Below are 25,137 nucleotides of genomic sequence, written 5' to 3' on the forward strand. Positions count from 1 at the left end.
AATGGGCAAGGTTCGAGTCTATCAACCCTCGCGCAACACTGTCAGGGGGCTGGCGTTCAACGCACGACGCGTACCGAACACACCGGCACCGCCAATCAGCACCGCACCGATCAGGGGCAGCACCAACAACCACGGATGCGGATGCCACGGCAGGTCGAAAGCGTAGCGGTAAAGCACCAGGCTCACCAGTTCCGAGCCGAGTGCCGCCAACAAACCGCTGACCGCGCCGAGTAAACCGAACTCGATCCGCCGGGCCTTCACCAGTAACTGCCGTTCGGCTCCCAGCGCGCGCAACAGGGCGCCCTGACGAATGCGTTCATCGAGCGTCGCCTGCAGGCCGGAAAACAACACCGCCATCCCCGCCGCGAGTACAAACAACAGCACATATTCCACCGCCAGCGTGACCTGGGCGAGGATGCTGCGCAGCTGTTCCAGCAAGGCTTCGACCTGCAGAATCGTCACCGCCGGGAAGCTGCGCGAGAGGTCGACAATCTGCTGATCGTGACCGGCCGCCAGATAGAAACTGGTCAGGTACGTCGCCGGCAAATCCTTCAAGGTGCCGGGCTGGAAGATCATGAAAAAGTTCGGCTGGAAGTTGTCCCAGTTGATCTCTCGCAAGCTGGTGACCGTCGCTTCACGATTGACCCCGCCCACGGTAAACACCAGGTGATCACCGAGCTTGAGCTTCAGGCTTTCGGCCACTTTGCCTTCAACCGACACACCGGGTACCTCGTCGGGTGCCTGCTCGGTCCACCAGTTGCCCGCCGTGAGTTTGTTGCCCGCCGGCAAGTCCGCCGCCCAGGTCAGGCTCAGGTCGCGCTGGATCGCCCGATCCCCCGCCGAGTCCTTGCTGACGATGTCCTGCACCGGTTCACCATTAATGCTGATCAGTCGACCTGGTACCACCGGGTAGAGCGGCGCGGACTGCGCCGACAGTTGAATCAGGCGATCCGTAAAGGACTGTTTGTCCGCCGGCAGAATGTTCAGCGCAAAATAATTCGGCGCGTTTTTCGGCAATTGGTTCTGCCAGGTGTCCAGCAGTTCACCTCTGAGCAACGCGATCAGCGCCATGGACAGCAGAATCAGGCCGAAGGCCAAGGCTTGTCCCGCTGCGGCTAGTGGATGGCGCAGCAACTGGCCCAGCCCGAGGCGCCAGGGCAGCGAAGCGCGGGCCAGCAGCCGGCGCAGGCTTTTGAGCAGTAGCAAGAGCATGCCGCCGAGCACCAGCGCGGCGATCACGCCCCCGCCGAGCAAGGCGAAGGTCAGCACCAGGTCGAGGCTTAGGCGCCACATGATCAGGCCGAGCGCGCCGAGGGCGGCGCCATAGACCATCCAGGTGCTGGACGGTATCGGCAACATGTCTCGGCGCAACACGCGCAAGGGTGGCACGCGACCGAGCGCGGCCAGCGGTGGCAGGGCAAATCCGGCCAGTGCCACCAAACCGGTACCGATCCCGGCGATGGCCGGCAGCAGACCACCCGGCGGCACGTCGGTCGGCAGCAAATCATGCAACAACGCGAACAGCCCCAGCTGTGCCAGCCATCCGAGGAGGGCGCCACTGAGGCTGGCGAGCAGCCCGAGTACCGTCAGCTGCAAACTGAACAGCACCATGGTTTCCCGGCGTGACAGGCCAAGGCAACGCAGCAGGGCACTGGCATCGAAGCGGCGCGTGGCGAAGCGCGTGGCCGACAGCGCTACCGCCACGCCGGACAACAGGACTGCCACCAGACTTGCCATGTTGAGGTAACGCTCGGCCTTGCCCAGCGCGCCGCCAATTTGTCGGTTGCCGTCGCGGGCATCCTGCAGGCGCTGGTTGGCGGCCAGGCCAGGCTTGATCAGTTGGCGATAGGTTTCCAGCGCCTCGGCCTTGCCGCGCCAGAGTTCGCGGTAGCTGACCCGGCTTCCGGGTTGCACCACACCGGTGGCGGCCAGGTCGCTGAGGTTGATCAGCACCCGGGGCGTAAGGCTGTAGAAATTGCCGGCGCGGTCGGGTTCGTAGGTCAGGACGCGCGCCAGTTTCAGGGTTTTCATGCCGACGTCGATGCTGTCGCCGATCTTCAGATCCAGCGCCGTCAGCAGTCGTGCCTCGACCCAGGCCTCGCCGGATTTCGGTCCTCCACCGGGTTCTTCCGGGGCAAAAGGCGCCGGGGCGCTTTTCAGTTGGCCGCGCAGTGGATAGACCGCGTCAGCCGCTTTGATACTGGACAGCTGGATGCTGTTATCGGTGGCGATGACGCTGGAGAACTCCACCACTTGAGCGTGTTCAAGCCCCAGCTCCGTACCGCTTTTGATCTGTTCAGGGCGTGCCGGTGAGCTGCCTTCGAGCAACAGGTCGGCGCCGAGAAATTCGGTGGCGCGCAACATCATGGCGCCGTTCAGGCGGGCGCCAAAGTAGCCGATGGCGGTACTCGCCGCCACGGCCACCAGCAAGGCGAAGAACAGCACGCGCAATTCGCCGGCGCGGGCATCGCGCAGCAGTTGGCGGATGGCAAGACTGAACAGACGCAACAGCGGCAGGCGTGCCATCAAGGCTCCAATGGGGCGACCAGCAGGCCGGCTTCAAGGCGGATCAGGCGCCGGCAGCGATGTGCCAGGCGTTCGTCGTGGGTCACCAGTACCAGCGTCGTGCCGCGTTCCTTGTTGAGTTCGAACAACAAGTCGCTGATGCGCTCACCGGTGTGGCTGTCGAGATTGCCGGTGGGTTCATCGGCGAACAGCACGTCGGGCTCGGCGGCAAACGCCCGGGCAATCGCCACCCGTTGCTGTTCACCCCCCGAGAGCTGGCGCGGTGAGTGGGTCAGGCGCTGGCCCAGGCCGACCCGTTGCAGCAACTCGGTGGCACGTTCGCGAGCGTCTTTGCGGCCATCGAGTTCCAGCGGCAGCATGACGTTTTCCAGGGCGTTGAGGCTGTCGAGCAGCTGAAAGGACTGAAATACAAAACCGACATGCTCGGCCCGAATGCGCGCACGTTGATCTTCATCGAGGGTGCTCAGCCCTTGCCCGGCGAGGGTGACTTCGCCGCTGCTGGGCAGGTCGAGGCCGGCGAGCAGGCCGAGGAGGGTGGACTTGCCGGAACCGGAGGCGCCGACGATGGCCAGGCTGTCACCCTTGTTCAGTTCCAGGCTGAGTTCGTGCAGGATAGTCAGTTCACCTTCCGCGCTGGGAACCACTTTGCTGAGGTTCTTCGCGGTGAGAATGCTTGCGCCCATGGAGAATCCGATGCGTGTGTGGTTTTTGAGTGCTGGCCTGGCCTTGATGTGCATGGCCCAGAACGCAGCGGCGGGTACTGTCCTGATCGTTGGCGATAGTATCAGCGCGGGTTTCGGACTGGATACCCGGTTGGGGTGGGTCTCGCTGCTCGAACAACGGCTCAAGCACGAAGGTTTCGACGATAAAGTGGTCAATGCCTCCATCAGCGGCGACACCAGTGCCGGAGGCCAGGCGCGCCTGCCTGCGCTGCTTGCAGAGCATAAGCCGCAACTCGTCATCCTCGAGTTGGGTGGCAATGACGGACTGCGTGGATTGCTTCCGACTCAATTGCAACAAAACCTTGCGGCAATGATCGACAGCTCTCGCGCAAGCGGTGCCAAGGTTCTGCTATTGGGCATGCAACTGCCGCCCAATTACGGTGTGCGTTACACCGAGGCCTTTGCCAGGGTCTACAGCACGCTGGCCACTGAGAAAAACATCGCGCTGGTGCCGTTTTTCCTCGACGGTGTCGGCGGTCATCCGGACTTGATGCAGGCTGACGGCATACACCCGGCGGCCGGGGCTCAGGACAAGTTGCTGGATAATGTCTGGCCTACGCTAAAACCGCTGTTATGACCCTTTTCTAGGCGCAGGCTTTCGGCTAAGGTGGCGGCCCCCGATTTGGAGCCCCCGATGCCGCGTCCTGCCTGGTCACTTTTTGCCTACCAACTGATCGAGCCTGACGAACAGCTGGATCTGTTCGCCTGCCAGGAAGTGCGGGTGCATCTGGTAACCCGACAACTGGAACTAGGCGGCTCGGCGGACCGAACCTTGTGCGGCAGCCTGCTGCCAGCACAGCCACGCTGGTCGAGTGTGGATCGTCGGGTTTTCCAGGACCAGCGCCTGTGCTCGCTGTGCCGGGCCATCCTGGAATCGCAAAAACGCGGCACCTCGCCGATCTGGCCAGAACTGCGTTTCGAGCTCTGACGCCTAAAAGATAGCGTGCTATCGGCCAACTCCCCGAAATTCCAGGCGGCGGTGTACAATCCCGTTTTTATACCCTTGTCGATCATGCGAAGGACTTTCCGGATGTTGCCGCGTTTTCCTGCCGTCACCCGCTGCCTGTCTCTTGCCGCCCTTTGTATGGCCGGTCCAGCTGCAGCATTGGAGTTTCCCCTGCCACCGCCCGGTGAAGACATCATCGGCCAGGTGCAGGTGATCAAGGCCAAGTACGAAGATACCTTCGCCGACCTTGGTACCGCTTACGACCTGGGCTACACGGAAATGATCGCGGCCAACCCGGGTGTCGATGCATGGTTGCCGGGCGCCGGTACTGAAGTCATTCTGCCGACCCGTTTCATCCTGCCACCGGGCCCGCGCGAAGGCATCGTGATCAACCTGGCCGAGTACCGCCTCTATTACTACCCCAAAGGCCAGAACGTGGTGTACACGTTCCCGTTGGGGATTGGTCGTGAGGGTTGGGGATCGCCGATCGCCCACACCACCATCACCGCGAAAACGCCTAACCCGACCTGGACCCCTCCAGCGTCGATCAAGGCAGAGCACGCCGCCGATGGTGATCCGCTGCCGAATGTGGTGCCAGCGGGCCCGGATAACCCTCTGGGGCCGTTCAAGTTCAGCCTGGGCACGCCGGGCTACCTGATTCATGGTTCGAACAAGAAATTCGGCATTGGTATGCGCACCAGTCACGGCTGCTTCCGCATGTTCAACAATAACGTGCTGGAAATGGCGAAAATGGTGCCGGTCGGCACATCGGTACGGATCATCAACGACCCGTACAAGTTTGGCGTAAGCGGCGGCAAGGTGTATCTCGAAGCGCACACCCCGCTGGATGACAAGGGCAACCCGTCGGTGGTCGACAAGCACACGTCGGTGATCAATGCGATGCTCAAGCGTGAAGACATCACCAACAACCTGCGGATGAACTGGGATGTGGTGCGGGACGTGGTCGCCGCTGAAGATGGCCTGCCAGTGGAAATCGCGGTGCCCAATGGCTCCGCGCCGATGGTCTCGAATACGCCGCTCGATCCGTTGCAGTAAAGCCTAAAAAAACCCGCCGACGCAGGCCGCGTCGGCGGTTTTTTTAATGCCCGATGGAAACATCAGGCATTAAAAAGCCGACCCATAAATGGGTCGGCTTGATAACAATCCCGAGGGATTATTACTTACGGCTAGCTTTGTCCAGCATGCGCAGAGCACGCTCGTTAGCTTCGTCAGCAGTCTGTTGTGCTTTTTGAGCAGCAGCCAGAGCTTCATCAGCTTTACGGTAAGCTTCGTCTGCACGAGCCTGGGAGCGAGCAGCTGCGTCTTCAGTAGCGGTCAGACGTGCTTCGGTTTCTTTCGATGCGCTGCTGCAACCGGTAGCCAGAACTGCGGCCAGAGCCAGAGCAGAGAATTTCAGAACGTTGTTCATCGTGTTCCCCTTCAAGGACATTCTATTAAGTTAGCTGTCTCCTCAGAGTGAGGAAATAGCCGGCGTACATACTACTCATTACTACTCGTAAGTAAACTGACGTAAAGCAAGAAGCAAAAAAAATTGTAGGCGTTGATTCTTTTTCGAGCAACTTTTAACTGCATTGTTTAAAAAATATCCAGCTGCGAGGCCCGAGATGAGCGAGCCGCTCAAAAAAAGTTCCGCGCACTCACAGGGCTTTTTTTCCGTCTTGGCTAAAGTCTGGCTAAATGAGTTCGTCCATACTTCTGTTCGAATTTTGCGCAGTGACTCTCATAATCTTTATCCATCTAGAGGTGACTTTAAGAGCGCGGATTCGTCTTATGTCTCAATATCCGGCAATGTTCAGGCTGCCGACCCGCAAAGACCGTCGGTCGAGCCGTCCCTGCGTAACCCCGAGCTGCACCCGCTGACTGAGCCTGATGACGAGCGCACCTTGAGCATTTCTGCCAATGGTGCCTACTATTTGATACGTGCTCGGTTGCGCGAGATCGCTGCAGTTCTTCTCGGTGTCCATTGGCACGGGGTGGCGTAGATGTTCCTTCGCCGGAAAAACATCGGTAAGGTAGGGGTCAGAATTCAAGACCCGCGAGGAGTAGTGATGAGCGAGGCGTTGTCCATCCACCATGACCAGGCTGGTCATCAATTCGAGACCAGTGTGGACGGTCATCGTGCCTACCTGACCTATATGGATCTGGGAAAGCAGACCCTGGATATCTATCGCACCTTCGTACCCAACGCTTTGCGTGGTCGCGGCATCGCTGCGGCATTGACCGAGAAGGCGCTGGAGTACGCTGACGAAATGGGTTACACCGTCATTCCATCGTGCTCCTACGTTGAGCGCTACATGGAGCGTCACCAGCGGCACGCCGCCAAGCTGTGACCCAAACGAACGCATAAAAAAACGCCAGGTTTAAGCCTGGCGTTTTTGTGTGCGCTAAACGGTGATCAGGTGCGATCGCGTTTGGGCAGCACGTCCTTGAGCTTGGCATGCATGCTGCGCAAGGTGTTTTCGGTGGCGGACCAATCGATACAGGCATCGGTGATCGACACGCCGTATTGCAGGTCGGCGAGGTCTTTCGGAATCGCCTGGCAGCCCCAGTTCAAGTGACTCTCGACCATCAGGCCGATGATCGACTGGTTGCCTTCGAGGATCTGGTTGGCGACGTTCTCCATCACCAGCGGTTGCAGGGCCGGGTCCTTGTTGGAGTTGGCGTGGCTGCAATCGACCATGATGTTCGGCTTGATCTTCGCCTTGTTCAGCGCTTGCTCGCAGAGCGCGACACTGACCGAATCGTAGTTCGGCTTACCGTTGCCACCGCGCAGCACCACGTGGCCGTAGGCGTTGCCCTTGGTGGTGACGATCGACACGCCACCTTCCTGGTTGATGCCCAGGAAGCGGTGCGGGCTGGAAACCGATTGCAGGGCGTTGATCGCCACGGTCAGGCCGCCGTCGGTGCCGTTCTTGAAGCCGACAGCCGAAGACAGGCCGGACGCCATTTCGCGGTGCGTCTGGGATTCGGTGGTGCGCGCGCCGATGGCCGACCAGCTGATCAAGTCCTGCAAGTATTGCGGGGAGATCGGGTCGAGGGCTTCGGTTGCGGTCGGCAGGCCCATTTCGGCCAGGTCCAGCAGCAACTGGCGACCGATGTGCAAGCCGTCCTGAATCTTGAACGAGTCGTCCAGGTACGGGTCGTTGATCAAGCCTTTCCAGCCGACGGTGGTGCGTGGTTTCTCGAAATACACGCGCATGACCAGATACAGGGTATCGGACACTTCTGCCGCGAGCGCCTTCAGGCGCTCGGCGTATTCGTGGGCAGCCTTGATGTCGTGGATCGAGCAAGGCCCGATGACGACGAACAGGCGGTGGTCGGTGCCATCCAGGATATTGCGAATGACTTCGCGGCCCTTGGTGACGGTGCGCAGGGCGGCGTCGCTCAGGGGGAGGTCACGCTTGAGCTGATCAGGAGTGATCAGCGTCTCGTTGGAGGCGACGTTTAGGTCGTTGATCGGTAAATCAGCCATCGTTTACTCGTCAGGTCACGGGTGCCGGCCGCCAGCGAACCCGCGCGGCGGAGCACAGCAAATTAAGCGCGTCGGGGACCCGAACCTTAGCGCGTTACGCGCCTGCTCGACAATGGGCACACACCTGTTTAATCCAGCACAGCCTGTGCAAATGCCTTGCGCACGGTGTCGTGAGAGAACTCGTCGGCATGCGCCTGGACCCATTCGAGGGCCAGCGCCTGAATACCCTGCAAGTCGTCGTGCGCGTCATGCAGGCGACAATAGCGTTCGATCTGGCACACTTGCTCGCCCATTCGGGCACTGAACAGCATCTGCTCGTCGACAAAGGCAATGCCCACCAGGTAGCCGCGTTTGCGCCGCAGGCACCAAGCCACATAGCCCAAGTAGCGCAAGTCGGGGTTCAGGGTCGGCATGCGCACTTCCAGCGCCGTGCCGTGGCGCCAGGCCCGGTGATAATTGCAAGCCATGCCCCCGAGGCTGATAGTGTGCAAGCGCTGTCGCGAGATGCACTCATGCGTGAGCAACGTTAATTCGACGGGCACATCGTCAGGATGAGGAATAAAACGTCCCATGAACACGGACTCCCTGTGTCGGCCATCTGACATTGTTTCCCCCAGTATAGTGGTCGAATTGGAACTGACCGATTTCGATGCCGACCAACGGCTGCTGGCAATGCCCGGTGTTTCCCTGGTGATTTTCACCAGTGTCGGCTGCGCCAGTTGCCGATTCGCCCGTGAGCAATTGCCAAGGCTCGATCTGGCAGTCGATCGACTGTGCTGGATCGATGCCGGGAACAATGGCGGGGTGGTCGAGCGTTATCAGGTTTTTCATTTGCCGGCGCTGTTTTTAGTGCGCGACGGTGAGTTCTTCGGGGCATTAAAATCGCGCCTGACCGGCACCGAACTCAATGAAGCGGTCGGACGGGCGCTGATGAAAACAGCAGAGGAGTTGCCATGATGGGGGCAGTGACCAGGCCGACAATCGGTGTGATCGGGACCGGCGCAATCGGCGGGTTCTACGGGATGATGCTGGCGCGTGCCGGCTTCGATGTGCACTTTTTGCTGCGCAGTGAATTTTCAGCGGTGGCCGAGCGCGGGTTGCGGCTCGACAGCGCGGCGCATGGCGCGCTGACGTTGAACCCGGTTCAGGCCTATTCATCCGCGCAAGACATGCCCGCCTGCGACTGGTTGCTGGTCGGCGCCAAAACTACCAGCAATGCCGACCTGGCCCCCGCCATCATTCAGGCGGCTGCTCCGAACGCCAAAGTGCTGGTCTTGCAGAATGGCTTGGACGTCGAAGACAGCCTGCGCGAGGTGCTTCCTGGCTCTTTGCACCTGCTCGGCGGGCTGTGTTTTATCTGTGTCCATCGCACCGGTCCCGGGGAAATTACCCATCAAGCACTCGGCGCCGTCAACATCGGCTATCACAGTGGTCCCGCGGCCGATGAAGCTGCGCGCGTGGCGATTGTAGAAGAGGGTGCCGGACTGTTCCGCAACGCCGGCATCGATTCCCAGGCCATGCCGAACCTGCATCAGGCACGTTGGCAAAAACTGGTCTGGAATGTCCCGTACAACGGCCTGTCGGTTCTGCTGGGGGCCAGCACCACACCATTGATGGCTGATGCTGACAGCCGGGAACTGATCAAGGCATTGATGGCCGAAGTGGTGCAGGGCGCAATCGCCTGTGGCCACGACATACCGGCCGGTTACGCCGACCATCTGTTCATGGTGACCGAAAAAATGCCGGACTATTGGCCGAGCATGTACCACGACTTCCTGCACAAACGACCGCTGGAACTGGCCGCGATCTACGCGCGTCCCCTGGCAGCCGCCAAAGTGGCAGGGTGTGAATTGCCGCTGATCGAAGCGTTGTATCGCAGTTTGAGTTTTATCGATCGACGAAATAACTGAGTCGATCAATCCGGGGGGAAGGGCATGGCCAAAACTATCGACGACAAACTGGTGCTGGCGATTTCTTCGCGCGCACTGTTCGACCTGAGCGAAAGCCACAAGGTGTATCTGTCGAGTGGCGTCGAGGCCTACCGGCAATACCAGATCGAGCACGAGGACGAAATCCTCGAACCCGGCGATGCCTTCCCTCTGGTGCAGAAACTCCTGAACCTCAATACCCTTCTTGGCCGTGCTCGGGTCGAGGTGATCCTGGTGTCGCGCAACAGCGCCGACACCGGGTTGCGGGTGTTTAACTCGATTCATCACTACGGGCTGGCGATTTCCCGCGCGGCGTTTGTCGGCGGGCGCAGTCCTTATCCGTATCTCAAGGCCTTTGGCTGTGACCTGTTTCTGTCGACGCATGCCGAAGACGTACGCAGCGCACTGGAGGCGGGTTTCGCGGCGGCGACCATTCTGTCGGGCGGTGCCAGCCGCGCGGCCAGTGATGAATTGCGGATTGCCTTCGATGGCGATGCGGTGCTGTTTTCCGACGAGTCGGAGCGGGTCTACCAGTCGGGTGGCCTGGAAGCGTTTCAGGCCAGCGAACGTGAAGCCGCCCGTGAGCCGTTGCGCGGTGGGCCGTTCAAAGGCTTCCTGGCCGCCCTCAATTTGTTGCAGCGTGAGTTTCCTGACGACGACTGTCCGATCCGTACGGCGCTAGTCACGGCGCGTTCGGCGCCGGCCCATGAGCGCGTGATCCGTACGTTGCGCGAATGGGACATTCGCCTGGACGAATCACTGTTTCTCGGTGGCCTGACTAAATCGGCGTTTCTCGAAGCGTTTGCAGCCGATGTGTTTTTCGACGATCAGGCCGGCCATTGCGAACTGGCCCGCGAAGTCGTCGCCACCGGTCACGTACCGCACGGCATAAGCAACGAGCAAAAGGTTTAAGCCCACCGTTCAACGCGTTACGCAGAGCGTCGTACTCGCCAAGGCACTGCTAAGCTGAATCAAATCTCCGCCATGTTGGCTTGCGAGGAGATCCTAATGATTCAGTCGATGCTGTATGCCACTGACCTTGGCCTATATGCACCGTTGGTGATGCAACATGCCTTGGCCCTGGCGCGGACATTCAATGCCGACTTGTATGTGGTCCACGCGGTCGAGCCCATGGGGTTGTTTGCCGAATCGGTGCTTCAAAGTTATCTGGATGAACAGGCCTTGAACGAGTTTCACAGTCAGGGCTTGAGTACCGTCATTGCCAATATCGAGCAGCGGGTGCTCGACAGTTTTCGCGAAGAGTTGGGGGATGAAGGGGAGCAGGACCTGGCGCGAATCCGCGCGGTGCGGGTACTTCAGGGGGACCCGTCGCAGGTGATTCTCGACCAGGCGCAGAAACTCTCTGTGGATTTGCTGATCGTAGGTAGTCATAGCCATGGTGCCGGCGCGGAAACGCCCTTGGGCAGGACCGCAGCGCGCGTGTTGCAGCTGTCGCGGGTGCCGGTCTATCTGGTGCCGCTGGTAGAGCGTCGCCGTCAGGAAGATCGCTAGAACACAAATAGTGGCAATTTGACAAAAAAGTTCTAGATTTATTCTTCAAGCCATTAATATAGTTATATACCGTCGCTGATGCCCGTGGCGTCTACCTGCTTTGAGGGATTCATATGAAGCTTCAACAACTGCGCTACATCTGGGAAGTGGCGCACCACGACCTCAACGTTTCCGCTACCGCCCAAAGCCTTTACACCTCGCAACCGGGTATCAGTAAACAGATCCGCCTGCTGGAAGACGAATTGGGCGTCGAGGTGTTTGCCCGCAGCGGCAAGCACCTGACCCGCGTCACCCCGGCCGGCGAACGCATCATCACCACCGCCGGCGAAATCCTGCGCAAGGTTGAAAGCATCAAGCAGATTGCCCAGGAATTCTCCAACGAAAAAAAGGGCACCCTGTCGATCGCCACCACCCACACCCAGGCACGTTATGCGTTGCCGCCGGTGATCAGCAGCTTCATCAAGCAATACCCCGACGTTGCTCTGCACATGCACCAGGGTTCGCCGATGCAGATCGCTGAAATGGCCGCTGACGGCACCGTCGATTTCGCCATTGCCACCGAAGCGCTGGAGCTGTTCGGCGACCTGGTGATGATGCCGTGCTACCGCTGGAACCGCTGCGTCGTCGTGCCACAAGGTCACCCATTGACCAAGCTGTCGAAGCTGACCCTCGAAGCCCTGGCCGAATACCCGATCGTGACCTACGTGTTCGGTTTTACCGGCCGCTCGAAGCTCGACGAAGCGTTCAGCCATCGTGGCCTGACGCCGAAAGTGGTGTTCACCGCCGCTGACGCCGACGTGATCAAGACTTACGTTCGTTTGGGTCTGGGCGTGGGCATCGTGGCGAAAATGGCGGTCGACGCCAAACTCGACAGCGATCTGGTCATGCTCGACGCAAGCGATTTGTTCGAGTCCAGCATCACCAAAATCGGTTTCCGTCGCGGCACTTTCTTGCGTGGTTTCATGTGCGACTTCATCGAGAAGTTTGCCCCGCACCTGACCCGCGAAGTGATGGCCAAAGCCATTCAGTGCCACAACAAGCAGGAACTGGAAGAACTGTTCGACGGCGTCGAACTGCCGGTCCACTGATTGGTGCTAGACCACCTCGGTAACAGAAAACTGTTGCCGAGCGCCCGCCACCAGAATCTCCACCTCATCCCCTTCGAACTTGCCCAGCAGGCTTTTGCCCAGCGGCGAGCGGGGGGTGATGACGGTAATCAGTTGCCCCACCAGATCGACCTTCAGGCCGGCTGCGTCGGGAGCCAGAAATAGCCATTGTTCGCGACCCTTCTCGTCTTCCAGGCCGAGCAGCGCGCCGACTTCGATGCCGCGCTGATCGTCATAAGGGCGCAAGGCCAGGTTCTGGCACAGCGTCAGTGACTGGCGGATTTCCTCGACCCGTTTGGCCTGGCCGGCTGCCAGATAAGAAGCCTCCAGCCCCAAGGTGTCGTACTTGTTTTCGGCGATGTTTTCTTCGTGGGTCGCGGTTTCGTACGCGGTTTGCGCGGCACGCTCGGCGATGTCGAGATCGATCCGCAGCTTGTCGAGAATCAATTGGTGGACGGTCTGTTTGTTCATGATCAGTCGCAGAATTGCTGGACATTGGCGCGGCTTTTTTCGCTCGGCGCGTTATGGTCCTGCTGCAGCCAGAACTGGCATTTCGGGTTGGACAGATTGCGGCTGCTGCTACGGGCCTGATCCATACGGACCTGTTGCTCGTCCTTGCGCAGGTTCTCTTCGTATTGCTCGAACAACGGGCTCTGCGGTGGAATATCAGGCCTCGGCTGTTCGACAACCGGCGGCTTGGCCAGTTGCTCCACCGCGGCGGCTACCGGTGCCAGTTGCTCTTTGAAAAACACCGCCGAAACGAGCCAGCAGGTCAGCGCGATGGCGAGAAATCCCAGCCACAAACCGAGGGCGATGCTGCCGGTCAATTGCAGGGCGTTGAGCTGGATCGGCAACGGACGGCGCGGGTTGGGACGGTAGGGCATGGCTGCCTCCTGGCGGATGGTCGCGGGCGAGTGGCGATTGTCGCACGAAGATTAATCGCCGTCGGCTCTTCTGCACGAGGTAATTTATGCGGACAATCGGTGCCTTTGCCAACGGGAATCTGGAATGCCTGAACTGCCTCAAGTGAAAAACCGCTGGCGCTGGGATATTTTTTGCACCGTGGTCGACAACTTTGGCGACATCGGCGTGACCTGGCGCCTGGCTCGACAACTGGTGGCCGACCACGGGCTGGAGGTGCGCTTGTGGGTCGATGACCTGCGCGCCTTCGAACGTCTATGTCCCGAAATCGATACCCATGTCGCGCAGCAATGGCAGGCCGGTGTCGAAGTGCGCCAATGGCCAACCGAGTGGTTGGCCACCGAAGCGGCGGATGTGGTCATCGCCGCGTTTGCCTGCCAGTTGCCGAGTGCCTACATGGAAGCCATGGCCGCGCGGGTAACGCCACCGCTGTGGATGAACCTCGATTACCTGAGCGCCGAGGACTGGGTGATCGGCTGTCACGGTTTGCCGTCAGTCAAATACAAAACGGTGCAGAAGTACTTCTTCTTTCCAGGATTCCAGCCGGGCACCGGAGGCCTGTTGCGTGAGAGTGGGCTGCTTGAGCGACGACGGCAGTTTCAGCAAAGTCCCGAGGCTCAGCGAATATTCCTTCAAGGGCTGGGGATAGATCGTGCGTCTGATGCGCAATTGATCTCGCTGTTTGCCTATGAGAATGCCGGGTTATCAAGTTGGCTGAATGTGCTCGCCGCCGATTCGACACCTACCCATTTGCTGGTGCCAGAAGGGCGGGTTCTCGGCGATGTCGAACGCTGGCTCGGCGTTGAAGGATTAGCCGCAGGGGCATTGCATGTCCGTAACGGATTGACCGTCCAGGTGCTGCCGTTCGTCCGACAGGATCAATACGATCACCTGCTCTGGTGCTGCGATTTCAACGCTGTGCGCGGTGAAGATTCCTTCGTCCGCGCCCAATGGGCAGGTCGGCCGATGCTCTGGCACATCTATCAGCAGGAGGAACACATCCACCTGGACAAGCTCGATGCGTTCCTCGCGCTGTACACAAAAGGCCTGTCAGAGCCCGCCAGCCACGCGATAAACGGACTTTGGCACGCCTGGAATGCCGGTCATGATATGTCCGACCACTGGCGCACGGCCTGCAAACACTGGCCAGAGCTGCAAAAACACGCCGAGGCGTGGTGTCTGGAACAAGCCTTGCAGGCCGATCTTGCCGCGGCGCTGGTACAGTTTTATGTAAATTGGATATGATACGCGGCCTAGATTTTTGTAAATCCCATCCAAATTCGGATATTCGCAATGAAAACTGGTAAAGAACTGAAACCCGGTACCGTGATCCGTCTCGAAAACGATCCTTGGCTGGTTCAGAAAGCTGAATTCACCAAATCCGGTCGTAACAGCGCGATCATGAAGACCAAGCTGAAAAACCTGCTGACCGGTTACAAGACCGAGATCGTTTACAGCGCTGACGACAAACTGGACGATGTAATCCTCGACCGCAAAGAAGCGACCCTGTCCTTCATCAGCGGCGACACCTACACGTTCATGGACACCACTGACTACACCATGTACGAGCTGAACGCTGAAGACATCGAAGCCGTTCTGCCTTTCGTTGAAGAAGGCATGACCGATGTTTGCGAAGCGATCTTCTTCGAAGAGCGTCTGGTTTCCGTAGAACTGCCGACCACTATCGTGCGCGTAGTTGACTACACCGAAGGTTCCGCTCGCGGTGACACTTCCGGCAAAGTCATGAAGCCTGCCAAGCTGAGCAACGGTACCGAGTTGCAAGTTGCTGACTTCATCGAAATCGGTGATCGCATCGAAATCGATACCCGCGAAGGCGGTTCCTACAAAGGCCGTGCTAAATAAGCACCGCTTGAGTAATGAAAAAGCCCGACCAGTGAGTCGGGCTTTTTTGTGTCTGCGCATTACGTGTGAACGCAGCAAATCCCCTGTGGGAGCGGGCTTGCTCGCGAAAGCGGTGTGTCAGTCGACAAAATGTTGGCTGATGTATCGCCTTCGCGAGCAAGCCCGCTCCCACATTTGTACTGCGTTATTTCTTCAGATGTTGCTTCAGTTCTTCAGACGCTTGCAACATCGCCGAACGCACCGCAGGCACCTGGCTCACCACATTGAGCAAACCGTAGTCGTGGATCATCCCGTTGTAGCGAACCGACGTCACCGGCACTCCAGCCTCATCAAGCTTGCGAGCATAGGCTTCACCCTCATCGCGCAGAACGTCAGCGCCCGCCGTCTGCACCAGTGCAGGTGGCAAGCCCTTCAGTTGGGCGGTGGTTGCCCGCAGCGGCGAGGCGTAGATCTCGTTACGCTGGTTGGCGTCGGTGGTGTAGTTGTCCCAGAACCACTTCATCATGTTTTTGGTGAGGAAGTGCCTCTCGGCAAACTGGTTGTATGAGGCGGTGTCGAAGTTCGCGTCCGTCACCGGCCACAGCAGCACCTGGAACTTGATCGCCGGGGTGCCCTTGTCCTTGGCCATCAGCGCAACCACTGCCGCCATGTTGCCACCGACGCTGTTGCCGGCCACGGCCAGGCGTTTGCTGTCGACATCGATCTCTTTACCGTGCTCGGCTACCCATTGGGTTGCCGCATACGCTTGGTTAATCGCCACCGGGTAATGCGCTTCCGGCGACGGGGTGTAATTGACGAACACCGCAACCGCCCCCGAGCCCGTTACCAGATCGCGCACCAATCGTTCGTGGGTCGGGAAGTCGCCCAACACCCAGCCGCCACCGTGGAAGAACATGAACACGGGCAGTTCGCCCTTGACCCCGGCCGGCCGGACGATAGTCAGGCGCAGCGGTTGGCCATCGACTTGAATGGTCTTCTCGCTGACATCCGCTTTGGGCAGCGTCAGTTTCACCGAGGCTTGCGCGCCCGTCAGAACGGCGCGGGCATCTTTCGGTGTGAGTTGCTCCATCGGTTTGCCGGTGCCGGCATTCAGTACGTCGAGGAAGGCATGGGTGTTGTGTTCAACACCGTCGCCTGCGAACGCGTTGCCGATGGACAGGGCGAGAAGGGTGCCGGTCAAGACTTTGCTGAAAGTGTTCATGTTCGTTTCCTGTTCGGGCCTTGGGCTCAGCGGTTAGACGGTGACGTGCAGGCGCACATCGACGTTGCCACGGGTGGCGTTGGAGTACGGGCAGACCTGGTGGGCAGCGTCGACCAAGGCTTGCGCATCGGCTTGTTCAAGACCTGGCAGGCTGATGTGCAGGTCGATGTCCAGACCGAAGCCGCCAGGGATTTGGCCGATACCAACATGGGCGGTGATCGAGGCGTCGTTCGGGATGCTGCGTTTGGTCTGGCTGGCAACGAATTTCAAGGCGCCGATGAAGCAGGCGGAGTAACCGGCTGCGAACAGTTGCTCAGGATTGGTCGCTGCGCCGCCCGCACCGCCGAGTTCTTTCGGGGTAGCGAGTTTGACGTCGAGGATGTTGTCGCTGGAAACGGCACGACCATCACGGCCACCGGTGGACGTTGCGATTGCGGTATAGAGAGTTTGCATGGTGTGAGCCTCATTCGGTTTGGATGTTTTGCGCTAAATGTTTGTGCGCTAAGTAAGTGCGAGGTGAATGTATCGCGCAAGTATTTATCGCGCAATATAAATTTTTGAGAAAGTTTTGGTTGAGATTGGGGCAGATGATGTGAAGGGCTGGGCTAGAGCGGTCGAGGCAGGATTTCAGAGGTGAAAATTTTTTGAGGATGGGCTGAAACAGATCGAAAGAACGACGCAAAACAAATGTGGGAGCGGGCTTGCTCGCGAATGCGGTGTGTCAGCCAACATCAATGCTGAATGTCACACCGCACTCGCGAGCAAGCCCGCTCCCACAGGGGATCTACTTTGGCTGGGGGATCAGAGGCTATCCTGCAAATTACCGCGCAGCACTTGCAGCTCCGCTTGCAGCTTGTTCAGTCGCTCCACGGTCATCCCGCTGGCGCCGAGGATGCATTGTGGAATGCTGCGTGCCTTTTCCCGCAAGGCGTGGCCTTGTTCGGTGAGTTCGACGATCACCACCCGTTCGTCTTCGCGGCTGCGTGTACGGCTGAGCAGTCCCTCAACTTCCAGGCGTTTGAGCAACGGCGTCAGCGAGCCGGGATCGGTCAGCAGGCGTGTGCTGATTTCACCGACGGTCAAACCATCGCGTTCCCACAGCACCATCATCGCCAGGTATTGCGGATAGGTCAGGCCCAGCGCTTGCAGCAGCGGTTTATAGACCTTGGTCATCAGCAGCGAAGTCGAGTGCAGGGCGAAACAGGCCTGATTATCCAGCAGCAGCTGATCGCAGTTATCCGGGGTGTCGCGTTTGGTGGTCATCTCAAAAGCCTTGATCGGTAATCTTCATGAATCTAGCGGGCGAATCTTTAATGCGCCAGATAATTTTCGACTAATGGCGATCCAGCGTGTTTTGCAATGCCAGGTCCCATGGCGGGATGGGGCTGAAGCGCGTCTTGAGGTATTCCAGCAACAACCGGCTGCGCGAATTGGGCTGTTGCGCCAGTCGCAAGGCATAGATGCCGGCGCTCTCCGGTTTCGGCAGCCCGTTTTCGCAGAACAGCGGCAACAGTTCGCCGCGCAGCAGGTATTCGCTGGCCAGCCAGGTCGGCAGGTGGGCGATGCCCAGTCCGGCCAGCGCGCCACAGAGCAACGCCTCGGCATTGTTGGCGCTCATGCGGATCCGCGCCGGGCGGTGCAAATGAATCTGCCCGCCGCGTTCAAAGCGCCAGGCGAAGGGCGGGGCGAGCCCATCCCAATCGAGACCGTCGTGATCGACTAACTGTGCGGGCTCGGTCGGCACGCCGCGGCGTTGTAAATAGTCCGGGCTGGCGCAGGCAATGCGCACCAAGCTCGCCAGTGGCGTGGCCACCAGCCGGGTGTCGGCCATCTGTCCGGCGCGCAGCACCAGATCGACCTTGCCCAGGTTCAAGCCCTGCATGTCGACAAAGCTGTCGATCAGGTGCAGTTGCACGTCGAGACCGGGGTACAGCATCAGGAAGTCGGCAATCACCGGGGCCAGATGCCGTCGCCCGAACGCCGCGGGCGCATCGATTCTGATCAAGCCTTCCGGCGCGCTGCTCAGGGATACCGCTTCGGCGCGGGCCAGTCGAAGCTCTGCGACAATTCGTCGGGCGCGCTCGGCAAAGGCCAGGCCCGCCGGGGTCGGCATCACTGTGTGAGTGCTGCGGTTGAACAACTGGCTGCCGACGGCCTTTTCCAGACTATCGATGCGCCGCGCCACGGCCGATGGGGTCAGGGGATGGCGGCGGGAGGCCGCGGAGAAGCTCCCGGATTCCAGCACATCCAGAAACAGCCCAAGCTGTTCGGTCAATTGATTAGGGTTCATGGTGATCACGGCTATGCGAAGTTGGCATAGCCATTGTGCGTTGCTGTGCATTTCCGCGCCATCGCGGACTGCGTAGCATGAACACCCTGACAAAGAGGATTCGCCTGTGATTGAGTTTGTGATGTATCTGGTGTTTGGCGCGGCCCTCGGCACCTTCGGCGGGTTGTTTGGCATCGGCGGCGGTTTGATCGCGATCCCGTTGCTGGGCGTGCTGTTCGGGCTCGATCAACAGATCGCCCAAGGCACCGCGCTGGTGATGGTTGTACCCAACGTCATGCTGGCGCTGTGGCGCTACCACCAGCGCAATCGCATTGAGTTGCGTCACGCGTTGCCCTTGGCGTCGATGGGGTTCTGTTTTGCGTGGATCGGCTCGATCTGGGCGGTCGGCATCGATGCTCAAACCATGCGCATCGGCTTTGTCGCGTTCCTGGTGGCGCTGTCGGCCTACAACCTGATCCGAATGTTCATCGCCAACACCCCGGCCTCGGCGCAGATGCATTACGGCTGGCCATGGCTGGGCGTGCTCGGCGCGGCCTCCGGAACCATGGGCGGCTTGTTTGGTGTAGGCGGGGCGGTGGTGGCGACGCCGGTGTTGACCAGCGTGTTTGGCACCAGCCAAGTGGTGGCCCAAGGGTTGTCGCTGGCGCTGGCATTACCCAGCACCGGCGTCACGCTGGTGACTTACGCGGTGCACCACCAGGTCGACTGGCTGATTGGCGTGCCATTGGCCATCGGCGGGTTGATGAGCATCAGTTGGGGCGTGAAGATCGCCCACGCCATGCCGGAGCGACTGCTGCGCGGGTTGTTCTGCGGTTTTCTGGTGTGCTCTGCGGTGATGCTCGCGTTTAAAGTTTGAAGCCTTCGACGATGTGCTCGGCCAGGCACTCGGTGATCGGCGACGGGTTGTGCAGATTGCGCACGAGCATGATGCAGGCTTCCGGTAATTGCGGCAGGTCCTCTGCTTCACCGAGGATGCGCATGTCCGGGGTGATCAGGCTTTCCAGTTGCGCGGTCACCGCCAGCCCGGCGCTGACCACGGCCATCAATGCCGACAGGCTCGAACTGTTGTAGGCAATGCGGTAATCACGGCCCATCGCATCCAGTGCGTTACACGCCCACAGCCGGCAGAAACAATCACTGTTGAACATCGCCAGAGGCAGCGGCGTCTGCTCATGGGCGCTGAAACATTGCGCCTCGGCCCAGACGAAACGTTCCTTGCGCAACAACTGGCCAATCTCGGTGCCGGGCTCGCGGGTCACGATGGACAAGTCCAGGTCCTGACGTTGCAGCAATTGTTTTGTTGATTCGCAGTGAACCTCGATCTGAATCAGCGGATAGCTCTTGGCGAAGCGCGACAAAATCCCCGGCAGAAAGCGCATCACGTAATCGTCCGGCGTGCCGATACGCACGGTGCCGACCATGTGCGGCTCACGCAATGTGTTGAACACTTCGCTGTGGAGTTTCAGGATGCGTCTCGCATACCCCAGCAAAACCTGGCCTTCGGCGGTCAGTTTGACCTGTCGCCCGTCACGTTCGAACAGTTGGCGCTGCAACACGTCCTCTTCCAGACGTTTCATTTGCATGCTCACCGCCGACTGCGTGCGATTGACCAATTCACCGGCACGGGTAAAACCACCCTGATCGGCGATGGCGACAAAAGTACGCAGGACATCCGTATCAATACTGGGGAAAGCTGACATCCATCAATCTCCGAGATGGTTACCATCAGAAACATTCGTTGGATTGATCTTATCCCTCAGGCGAGACTTGAGCCATCCCCAACGGAGGACAACGAGATGAAAGGTCAACATCAACACGTAACGGCAGAAAGATTCTCCATTCATGCGGTATCCGATCTGCTGCACAAATTTAGCCGCTGGTACGAACTTCATCGTGAGCGCGAGCTGCTGGCGAGTCTGAGCGATGAAGCATTGAAGGACATCGGCGTCAGTCGTGCCGATGTCGAACATGAATCGATCAGGCCGTTCTGGGATGATCCGATGCATAAATGATGAGGCCATTGCTACACAAACCCCTCTCTGGTGAGGTAGGTTGCGAGCAGACACGGAGGTATTCATGCCCGCAACGCTGTCCTTTTCCAACAAGCAAGCTCGACGTCTGGCACTGGCTGCCCAAGGGTTCAACGGGCGCCAGCCGCCAGCGACGATCAAACCGGTTCAGCTCAACCGGCTGATTGAACGGCTGGGCATTCTGCAGATCGATTCGGTCAATGCGTTGGTGCGTTCGCACTACCTTCCTTTGTTTTCCCGCCTCGGTAATTACTCATCCGACTTGCTTGATCAGGCTGCCTGGAGTCAGGGCCGACGTCGCACGTTGTTTGAATATTGGGGGCACGAAGCCTCGTTGCTGCCGTTGTCGATGTATCCCCTGATGCGGTGGCGCATGCAGCGCGCGACCCGTGGCGAAGATATTTATCAGCAACTGGCGCGTTTCGGACGTGAACAACAGGACACGATCCGCCGGGTGCTGTCGTCGGTCGAAGAGCTCGGTGCCTTGGGTGCCGGAAGCCTGTCGACCCGTGAGGAGCGAGCCGGGCCGTGGTGGGACTGGAGCGCGGAAAAGCACGCGCTGGAATGGTTGTTTGCCGCCGGTGAAGTGACGGTGGCGGGGCGCCGTGGGTTCGAACGGCTTTATGATTTGCCGGAGCGGGTGATTCCTTCGGCCATTTTGCAGCAGCCAGAACTCAGTGAGGCCGAGGCCCAGAGCGGACTGTTATTGCATGCAGTGACGGCTCTGGGTGTCGGTACGGAAAAGGATTTGCGGGACTATTTTCGTTTGAACCCGGCAGACAGTCGCCCGCGTCTGGCGGAACTGGTCGAGGCCGGTGAGTTGCTGAGCTGCGAAGTGCAAGGCTGGCGGCAACCGGCGTATTGCCTGCCCGAGCCGAAAGTGCCGCGCAAGGTCGAGGCCAGTGCATTGCTTTCACCGTTTGATTCGCTGATCTGGGAACGCAGTCGCACCGAGCGGTTGTTTGATTTCCGCTATCGACTGGAGATTTATACGCCGCAGGACAAGCGGGTCTACGGGTATTACGTGTTGCCGTTTTTGCACAACGAACGGATTGCCGCGCGGGTGGATCTGCGGGCGGAGCGCGCGCTGGGGCGGTTGGCGGTGCATGCGGTGCATGAAGAAGAACCGGGGCTGGATGATGAAGGGATGCTGGCGCTGGCGGTCAATTTGCGGCGGATGGCGGACTGGTTGGGGCTTGAGCGGGTGCAGTTGAATTGTCAGCGGGTGAGTGCCGGCAGGTTAAGAGTGGCATTGGCACAGATTGGAGGTGATTGAACCGACGCCTTCGCGAGCAAGTCGAATCGTCGCACCGCCGCTCCCACATTAGACCGAGATCAAATGTGAGAGCGGGTTTGCTCGCGAAGGGGGTGACGCGGTCTAGCGCCGAACTTGCTTCAAAGTTTCAGCAATCAAAAACGCCAATTCCAGCGACTGATCAGCATTCATCCGCGGATCGCAATGGGTGTGATATCGATCCGACAACCCGTCTTCAGTAATCGGCCGCGCCCCACCAATGCATTCGGTCACGTTCTGCCCGGTCATCTCGATATGGATACCGCCGGCATAACTGCCTTCCGCCTGGTGAACCTGGAAGAACTGCTTCACCTCGCCAAGGATCTGCGCGAAGTCGCGGGTTTTGTAGCCGCTGCTCGCCTTGATAGTGTTGCCGTGCATCGGATCGGAACTCCACAGCACCTGCTTGCCTTCGCGCTGCACGGCGCGAATCAGTTGCGGCAGGTGATCGCCGACCTTATTTGCGCCCATCCGCGCAATCAGGTTCAGACGGCCCGGATCGTTGTCGGGGTTCAGCACGTCGATCAGGCGAATCAGGTCTTCAGGGTTCATGCTCGGGCCGACCTTGACCCCGATCGGGTTGTTCACGCCACGCAGGAACTCGACGTGTGCACCATCAAGTTGTCGGGTGCGGTCGCCGATCCAGAGCATGTGCGCCGAGCAATCGTAGTAATCGTTGGTCAGGCTGTCGCGCCGCACAAAGGCTTCTTCGTAGTTCAGCAGCAGCGCTTCGTGGGCGGTGAAGAAACTGGTTTCGCGCAACTGCGGCGAGGTGTCCATGCCGCAGGCGCGCATGAACGCCAGGGTTTCATCGATACGGTCGGCCAGGTGGCTGTATTTTTCCGCCAGTGCCGAGTTGGCGATGAAGTCCAGGTTCCACTTGTGCACCTGATGTAGATCGGCAAACCCGCCCTGGGCGAACGCGCGCAGCAAGTTCAGGGTGGCGGTGGACTGATGGTAAGACTGAAGCAGGCGCTCCGGGTCCGGCACGCGGCTTTTTTCGTCGAAACCGATGCCGTTGACGATGTCGCCACGGTAGGCGGGCAGGGTCACGCCATCGATGGTTTCGTCGTTGGCCGAGCGCGGCTTGGCAAACTGACCTGCCATGCGCCCGACTTTGACCACCGGGCAGCCGGCAGCGAAGGTCATGACGATGGCCATTTGCAGCAAAACTTTGAACGTGTCGCGGATCTTCGCGGCGGAGAACTCGGCAAAGCTCTCGGCGCAATCGCCACCCTGCAACAGGAACGCGCGCCCCTGGGTCACTTCGGCAAACTGACGACGCAACTCCCGGGCCTCACCGGCAAACACCAGCGGCGGATAACTGGCCAGGGTTTGCTCGACCTGCTGTAAATGCGCGGCGTCGGGGTATTGAGGTTGTTGCTGGATCGGCAGGGCGCGCCAGCTGTCAGGGCTCCAGGGTTGGCTCATCACGTTCTCTAGTGTTTTACGCTCGGACGGTTATGTTATCAGCAATTAGTGCGTGACCTGTTCCCGTCGCTTCGCGGACAATCGCGCCTTTGCCGCGCCCCCTCGCGGTTTTATTGCGCCGCCGTTTATGACAGGCAGGCGCGGCAACAATCAGGAGACGAAATGACTGAGGAGCGCGTCGAGCATCTGCTCGCCGAGGTACAGGATGAGTTCGGCGTGATACGCGTGCTGGAAGTGGCTGATTACCGTTTCCTGGAATTCGGCGATGCCATCGAGCAGAGCTGCGTCTTCACCGCTGATCCGAGCTGGCTTGAGTACGACTACACCCGGGCGATGCTGATCGGCGCGCTGTGCCACGAGCAGCCGGAAAGCGCGCTGTTTCTGGGGCTTGGCGCGGGCACGCTGACCCAGGCATGCCTGAAGTTCCTGCCGCTTGAAGATGTCGAAGCGATTGAATTACGCCCGGACGTACCGCGTCTCGCCATTGAGTACCTGGGGCTGGATGACGATCCTCGGTTATATATCCGTGTCGGTGATGCGCTGGAATTGCTCGATACCGCTGAGCCGGCGGACCTGATTTTCGTCGACCTTTATACCGATGTCGGGCCGGGTGTCGGGCATCTGGCGTGGAGCTTTCTGGAAAACTGTCAAAAACGCTTGAATCCGGGTGGCTGGCTGGTGATCAACCAATGGGCCACCGATGATGGCAAACCGTTGGGCGCGGCGTTGCTGCGTGGGCTCTATCACCGGCATTACTGGGAGCTGCCGGTAAAGGAGGGCAATGTGATTTTGATCGTGCCTTCGGAGCTGGATCAGGAACTCGACATGGACGGTTTGATTGCCCGGGCTGAAGGGCTGGCGCCGCGATTGGGGTATTCGTTGCAGTCGCTGATCAAGGCGATTCGCCCAGCGACTTAGTTGGGGTGACTGTTCGGGCCCCTTCGCGAGCAAGCCCGCTCCCACATTTGATCGCAGTCTAATGTGGGAGCGGGCTTGCTCGCGAAGGGGCCGGCACAATCAACACATCATTAAAGCCCTTTAAAGATACCGGGCCGCTTCTCGACCATCGACCGCACCCCCTCTTTGGCATCCTCACTCGCCAACAACTTCTTCACCAGTGGCGGCAAGCCCCGCGCCGCGGCGGTTTCCCCTTCATAACGCGCCTGCCGCGCCGACATCAGCGTCGCCTGAACTCCCAGCGGCGCCTGCCGGGCAATCCGTTCCGCCAACTCAATCGCCCGTGGCAGCAGATCCTCGCTGGCCATGACTTCCTGCACCAATCCCAGATGCAATGCATCATGCGCATCGAACTCGTCGCCGGTCAGCAGCCAGCGCATGGCATTGCCCCATCCGGCGACCTGATGCAGACGCAATGTCGCGCCACCAAACGGGAAAATCCCGCGCTGCACTTCTTTCTGGGCGAATCGAGTGTTGCTGGCGCACAGGTTGATGTCAGCGGCCAGCATCAATTCGATGCCGATGGTCAGGCAGTAGCCCTGCGCGGCAACAATCACCGGTTTGCTGACGCGGGGGCCGGCAAAAACACCCCACGGATCGCAGCCACCCGGCGGGGCCTGCCAGCCTTCGGCCAACGCCGCGCTGGCACTGACCAGATCGAGCCCGGCGGTGAAATGCTCGCCATGACCGAACACCACCGCGACCCGCGCCTCGCTGTCGGTCTCGAATTCGCCGTAGGCCAGGCTCAGTTCGTTGAGCAGTTCAAGGTCGAAGGCGTTGCGCTTGGCCACCCGATCCAGGCCGATCATCAGGACATGACCGTGTCGTTCGCGGGTGACACGACTGCAAGCGGGCGGATTCATGGAGCAATTCCTCGGGCGGGAAGGGTGTGGCAGACCGCAGGTCTGCCTGTCAAC

At 59.7% G+C, this 25,137-nt stretch carries 30 protein-coding genes; 16 read left to right on the forward strand and 14 right to left on the reverse strand.

Going from position 1 to position 25,137, the window contains the following annotated elements:
- Nucleotides 1-21: 21 nt before the first annotated feature.
- On the reverse strand, nt 22-2,526 hold the full coding sequence (locus EAH78_RS27560) for an ABC transporter permease (protein ID WP_140670887.1): 2,505 nt from the start codon (nt 2,524-2,526) through the stop codon (nt 22-24).
- Entirely contained in the window at nt 2,526-3,209 is a 684-nt protein-coding gene (locus EAH78_RS27565; protein ID WP_105343247.1) for an ABC transporter ATP-binding protein, read from the reverse strand. The genes EAH78_RS27560 and EAH78_RS27565 overlap by 1 nt, the downstream gene beginning before the upstream one ends.
- A gap of 10 nt (nt 3,210-3,219) precedes the next feature.
- Between EAH78_RS27565 and EAH78_RS27570 the strand changes: the two genes are divergently transcribed.
- The 3 genes from EAH78_RS27570 to EAH78_RS27580 all read left to right on the forward strand — a co-directional run bounded on the left by EAH78_RS27570 (nt 3,220) and on the right by EAH78_RS27580 (nt 5,250).
- A complete protein-coding gene (locus tag EAH78_RS27570; RefSeq protein ID WP_140670888.1) occupies nt 3,220-3,825 on the forward strand; it encodes an arylesterase in 606 nt (201 codons plus the stop codon).
- Between the two features lie 57 nt (nt 3,826-3,882).
- Nucleotides 3,883-4,176 carry a hypothetical protein gene (locus EAH78_RS27575; RefSeq protein ID WP_003226812.1) on the forward strand — a complete coding sequence of 98 codons (294 nt, stop codon included), beginning with the start codon at nt 3,883-3,885 and terminating at the stop codon, nt 4,174-4,176.
- Nucleotides 4,177-4,278: 102 nt separating this feature from the next.
- Complete coding sequence (locus tag EAH78_RS27580) at nt 4,279-5,250, forward strand: L,D-transpeptidase family protein (protein WP_140670889.1); 972 nt, start codon at nt 4,279-4,281, stop codon at nt 5,248-5,250.
- A gap of 121 nt (nt 5,251-5,371) precedes the next feature.
- On the opposite strand, the gene oprI is transcribed toward EAH78_RS27580, so the two are convergent.
- Entirely contained in the window at nt 5,372-5,623 is a 252-nt protein-coding gene (oprI, locus tag EAH78_RS27585) for an outer membrane lipoprotei OprI (RefSeq protein ID WP_003199355.1), read from the reverse strand.
- 196 nt (nt 5,624-5,819) lie between these two features.
- On the opposite strand from oprI, the gene EAH78_RS27590 reads away from it, so the two are divergent.
- Together EAH78_RS27590 and EAH78_RS27595 are read left to right on the forward strand one after the other, a co-directional pair.
- Nucleotides 5,820-6,197: a hypothetical protein gene (locus tag EAH78_RS27590; RefSeq protein ID WP_140670890.1), complete on the forward strand. Its 378-nt coding sequence runs from the start codon at nt 5,820-5,822 to the stop codon at nt 6,195-6,197.
- Nucleotides 6,198-6,263: 66 nt separating this feature from the next.
- On the forward strand, nt 6,264-6,545 hold the full coding sequence (locus tag EAH78_RS27595; protein WP_046031797.1) for a GNAT family N-acetyltransferase: 282 nt from the start codon (nt 6,264-6,266) through the stop codon (nt 6,543-6,545).
- A 65-nt stretch (nt 6,546-6,610) separates the two neighbouring features.
- Here the strand turns inward: EAH78_RS27595 and EAH78_RS27600 are convergent, their stop codons facing one another.
- Nucleotides 6,611-7,687: a 3-deoxy-7-phosphoheptulonate synthase gene (locus tag EAH78_RS27600; protein ID WP_140670891.1), complete on the reverse strand. Its 1,077-nt coding sequence runs from the start codon at nt 7,685-7,687 to the stop codon at nt 6,611-6,613.
- 128 nt (nt 7,688-7,815) lie between these two features.
- Nucleotides 7,816-8,259 carry a PilZ domain-containing protein gene (locus EAH78_RS27605; RefSeq protein ID WP_140670892.1) on the reverse strand — a complete coding sequence of 148 codons (444 nt, stop codon included), beginning with the start codon at nt 8,257-8,259 and terminating at the stop codon, nt 7,816-7,818.
- Between EAH78_RS27605 and EAH78_RS27610 the strand changes: the two genes are divergently transcribed.
- The 5 genes from EAH78_RS27610 to cysB all read left to right on the forward strand — a co-directional run bounded on the left by EAH78_RS27610 (nt 8,258) and on the right by cysB (nt 12,215).
- Nucleotides 8,258-8,644, forward strand: a complete 387-nt coding sequence (locus tag EAH78_RS27610) for a thioredoxin family protein (RefSeq protein ID WP_140670893.1) — start codon at nt 8,258-8,260, stop codon at nt 8,642-8,644. The genes EAH78_RS27605 and EAH78_RS27610 overlap by 2 nt on opposite strands.
- A complete protein-coding gene (locus EAH78_RS27615; RefSeq protein ID WP_140670895.1) occupies nt 8,641-9,597 on the forward strand; it encodes a putative 2-dehydropantoate 2-reductase in 957 nt (318 codons plus the stop codon). Before EAH78_RS27610 ends, EAH78_RS27615 begins: the two co-directional genes overlap by 4 nt.
- Nucleotides 9,598-9,621: 24 nt before the next feature.
- A complete protein-coding gene (locus EAH78_RS27620; protein ID WP_123432643.1) occupies nt 9,622-10,527 on the forward strand; it encodes a 5'-nucleotidase in 906 nt (301 codons plus the stop codon).
- Nucleotides 10,528-10,623: 96 nt separating this feature from the next.
- Nucleotides 10,624-11,127: a universal stress protein gene (locus tag EAH78_RS27625; protein WP_123432642.1), complete on the forward strand. Its 504-nt coding sequence runs from the start codon at nt 10,624-10,626 to the stop codon at nt 11,125-11,127.
- Between the two features lie 113 nt (nt 11,128-11,240).
- Nucleotides 11,241-12,215, forward strand: a complete 975-nt coding sequence (cysB, locus tag EAH78_RS27630; protein WP_140670898.1) for an HTH-type transcriptional regulator CysB — start codon at nt 11,241-11,243, stop codon at nt 12,213-12,215.
- 6 nt (nt 12,216-12,221) lie between these two features.
- Here the strand turns inward: cysB and EAH78_RS27635 are convergent, their stop codons facing one another.
- Together EAH78_RS27635 and EAH78_RS27640 are read right to left on the reverse strand one after the other, a co-directional pair.
- A complete protein-coding gene (locus EAH78_RS27635) occupies nt 12,222-12,704 on the reverse strand; it encodes a GreA/GreB family elongation factor (RefSeq protein ID WP_123432641.1) in 483 nt (160 codons plus the stop codon).
- Nucleotides 12,705-12,706: 2 nt separating this feature from the next.
- Nucleotides 12,707-13,117 carry a hypothetical protein gene (locus EAH78_RS27640; protein ID WP_140670900.1) on the reverse strand — a complete coding sequence of 137 codons (411 nt, stop codon included), beginning with the start codon at nt 13,115-13,117 and terminating at the stop codon, nt 12,707-12,709.
- 124 nt (nt 13,118-13,241) lie between these two features.
- Between EAH78_RS27640 and earP the strand changes: the two genes are divergently transcribed.
- Nucleotides 13,242-14,399, forward strand: coding sequence for an elongation factor P maturation arginine rhamnosyltransferase EarP (gene earP, locus EAH78_RS27645; RefSeq protein WP_140670902.1), 1,158 nt, complete (start codon nt 13,242-13,244; stop codon nt 14,397-14,399).
- A 48-nt stretch (nt 14,400-14,447) separates the two neighbouring features.
- A complete protein-coding gene (locus EAH78_RS27650) occupies nt 14,448-15,017 on the forward strand; it encodes an elongation factor P (protein ID WP_032626910.1) in 570 nt (189 codons plus the stop codon).
- A gap of 184 nt (nt 15,018-15,201) precedes the next feature.
- On the opposite strand, the gene EAH78_RS27655 is transcribed toward EAH78_RS27650, so the two are convergent.
- From EAH78_RS27655 to EAH78_RS27675, 4 genes are all read right to left on the reverse strand, one after another.
- Nucleotides 15,202-16,218, reverse strand: a complete 1,017-nt coding sequence (locus EAH78_RS27655; protein WP_140670905.1) for an alpha/beta hydrolase — start codon at nt 16,216-16,218, stop codon at nt 15,202-15,204.
- Nucleotides 16,219-16,251: 33 nt separating this feature from the next.
- Nucleotides 16,252-16,671, reverse strand: a complete 420-nt coding sequence (locus tag EAH78_RS27660) for an organic hydroperoxide resistance protein (protein ID WP_046031808.1) — start codon at nt 16,669-16,671, stop codon at nt 16,252-16,254.
- A 348-nt stretch (nt 16,672-17,019) separates the two neighbouring features.
- Nucleotides 17,020-17,481 (reverse strand): MarR family winged helix-turn-helix transcriptional regulator, encoded by a 462-nt coding sequence (locus EAH78_RS27670; RefSeq protein WP_140670908.1) that lies wholly within the window; start codon nt 17,479-17,481, stop codon nt 17,020-17,022.
- 70 nt (nt 17,482-17,551) lie between these two features.
- Nucleotides 17,552-18,508, reverse strand: a complete 957-nt coding sequence (locus tag EAH78_RS27675; protein ID WP_140671065.1) for a LysR family transcriptional regulator — start codon at nt 18,506-18,508, stop codon at nt 17,552-17,554.
- A 121-nt stretch (nt 18,509-18,629) separates the two neighbouring features.
- On the opposite strand from EAH78_RS27675, the gene EAH78_RS27680 reads away from it, so the two are divergent.
- A complete protein-coding gene (locus EAH78_RS27680) occupies nt 18,630-19,364 on the forward strand; it encodes a sulfite exporter TauE/SafE family protein (RefSeq protein ID WP_140671067.1) in 735 nt (244 codons plus the stop codon).
- Here EAH78_RS27680 and EAH78_RS27685 read toward each other — a convergent pair.
- Entirely contained in the window at nt 19,354-20,208 is an 855-nt protein-coding gene (locus EAH78_RS27685) for a LysR substrate-binding domain-containing protein (protein WP_140670910.1), read from the reverse strand. The two genes, EAH78_RS27680 and EAH78_RS27685, sit on opposite strands and share 11 nt — an antisense overlap.
- Before the next feature lie 96 nt (nt 20,209-20,304).
- Here EAH78_RS27685 and EAH78_RS27690 point away from each other — a divergent pair, with 96 nt between their 5' ends.
- Both EAH78_RS27690 and EAH78_RS27695 read left to right on the forward strand, forming a co-directional pair.
- Nucleotides 20,305-20,520: a DUF1127 domain-containing protein gene (locus EAH78_RS27690; RefSeq protein WP_140670913.1), complete on the forward strand. Its 216-nt coding sequence runs from the start codon at nt 20,305-20,307 to the stop codon at nt 20,518-20,520.
- Between the two features lie 64 nt (nt 20,521-20,584).
- On the forward strand, nt 20,585-21,814 hold the full coding sequence (locus tag EAH78_RS27695) for a winged helix-turn-helix domain-containing protein (protein ID WP_140670915.1): 1,230 nt from the start codon (nt 20,585-20,587) through the stop codon (nt 21,812-21,814).
- Between the two features lie 102 nt (nt 21,815-21,916).
- Here EAH78_RS27695 and EAH78_RS27700 read toward each other — a convergent pair whose 3' ends face one another.
- Entirely contained in the window at nt 21,917-23,263 is a 1,347-nt protein-coding gene (locus EAH78_RS27700) for a class II 3-deoxy-7-phosphoheptulonate synthase (protein ID WP_140670917.1), read from the reverse strand.
- Nucleotides 23,264-23,425: 162 nt separating this feature from the next.
- On the opposite strand from EAH78_RS27700, the gene EAH78_RS27705 reads away from it, so the two are divergent.
- Nucleotides 23,426-24,181, forward strand: a complete 756-nt coding sequence (locus tag EAH78_RS27705; RefSeq protein WP_140670919.1) for a spermidine synthase — start codon at nt 23,426-23,428, stop codon at nt 24,179-24,181.
- Nucleotides 24,182-24,291: 110 nt separating this feature from the next.
- On the opposite strand, the gene EAH78_RS27710 is transcribed toward EAH78_RS27705, so the two are convergent.
- Nucleotides 24,292-25,083, reverse strand: a complete 792-nt coding sequence (locus EAH78_RS27710) for a crotonase/enoyl-CoA hydratase family protein (protein ID WP_140670921.1) — start codon at nt 25,081-25,083, stop codon at nt 24,292-24,294.
- Nucleotides 25,084-25,137 lie beyond the last annotated feature (54 nt).

Source organism: Pseudomonas arsenicoxydans (assembly GCF_006438915.1).
Classification (GTDB): Bacteria; Pseudomonadota; Gammaproteobacteria; order Pseudomonadales; family Pseudomonadaceae; genus Aquipseudomonas; species Aquipseudomonas arsenicoxydans_A.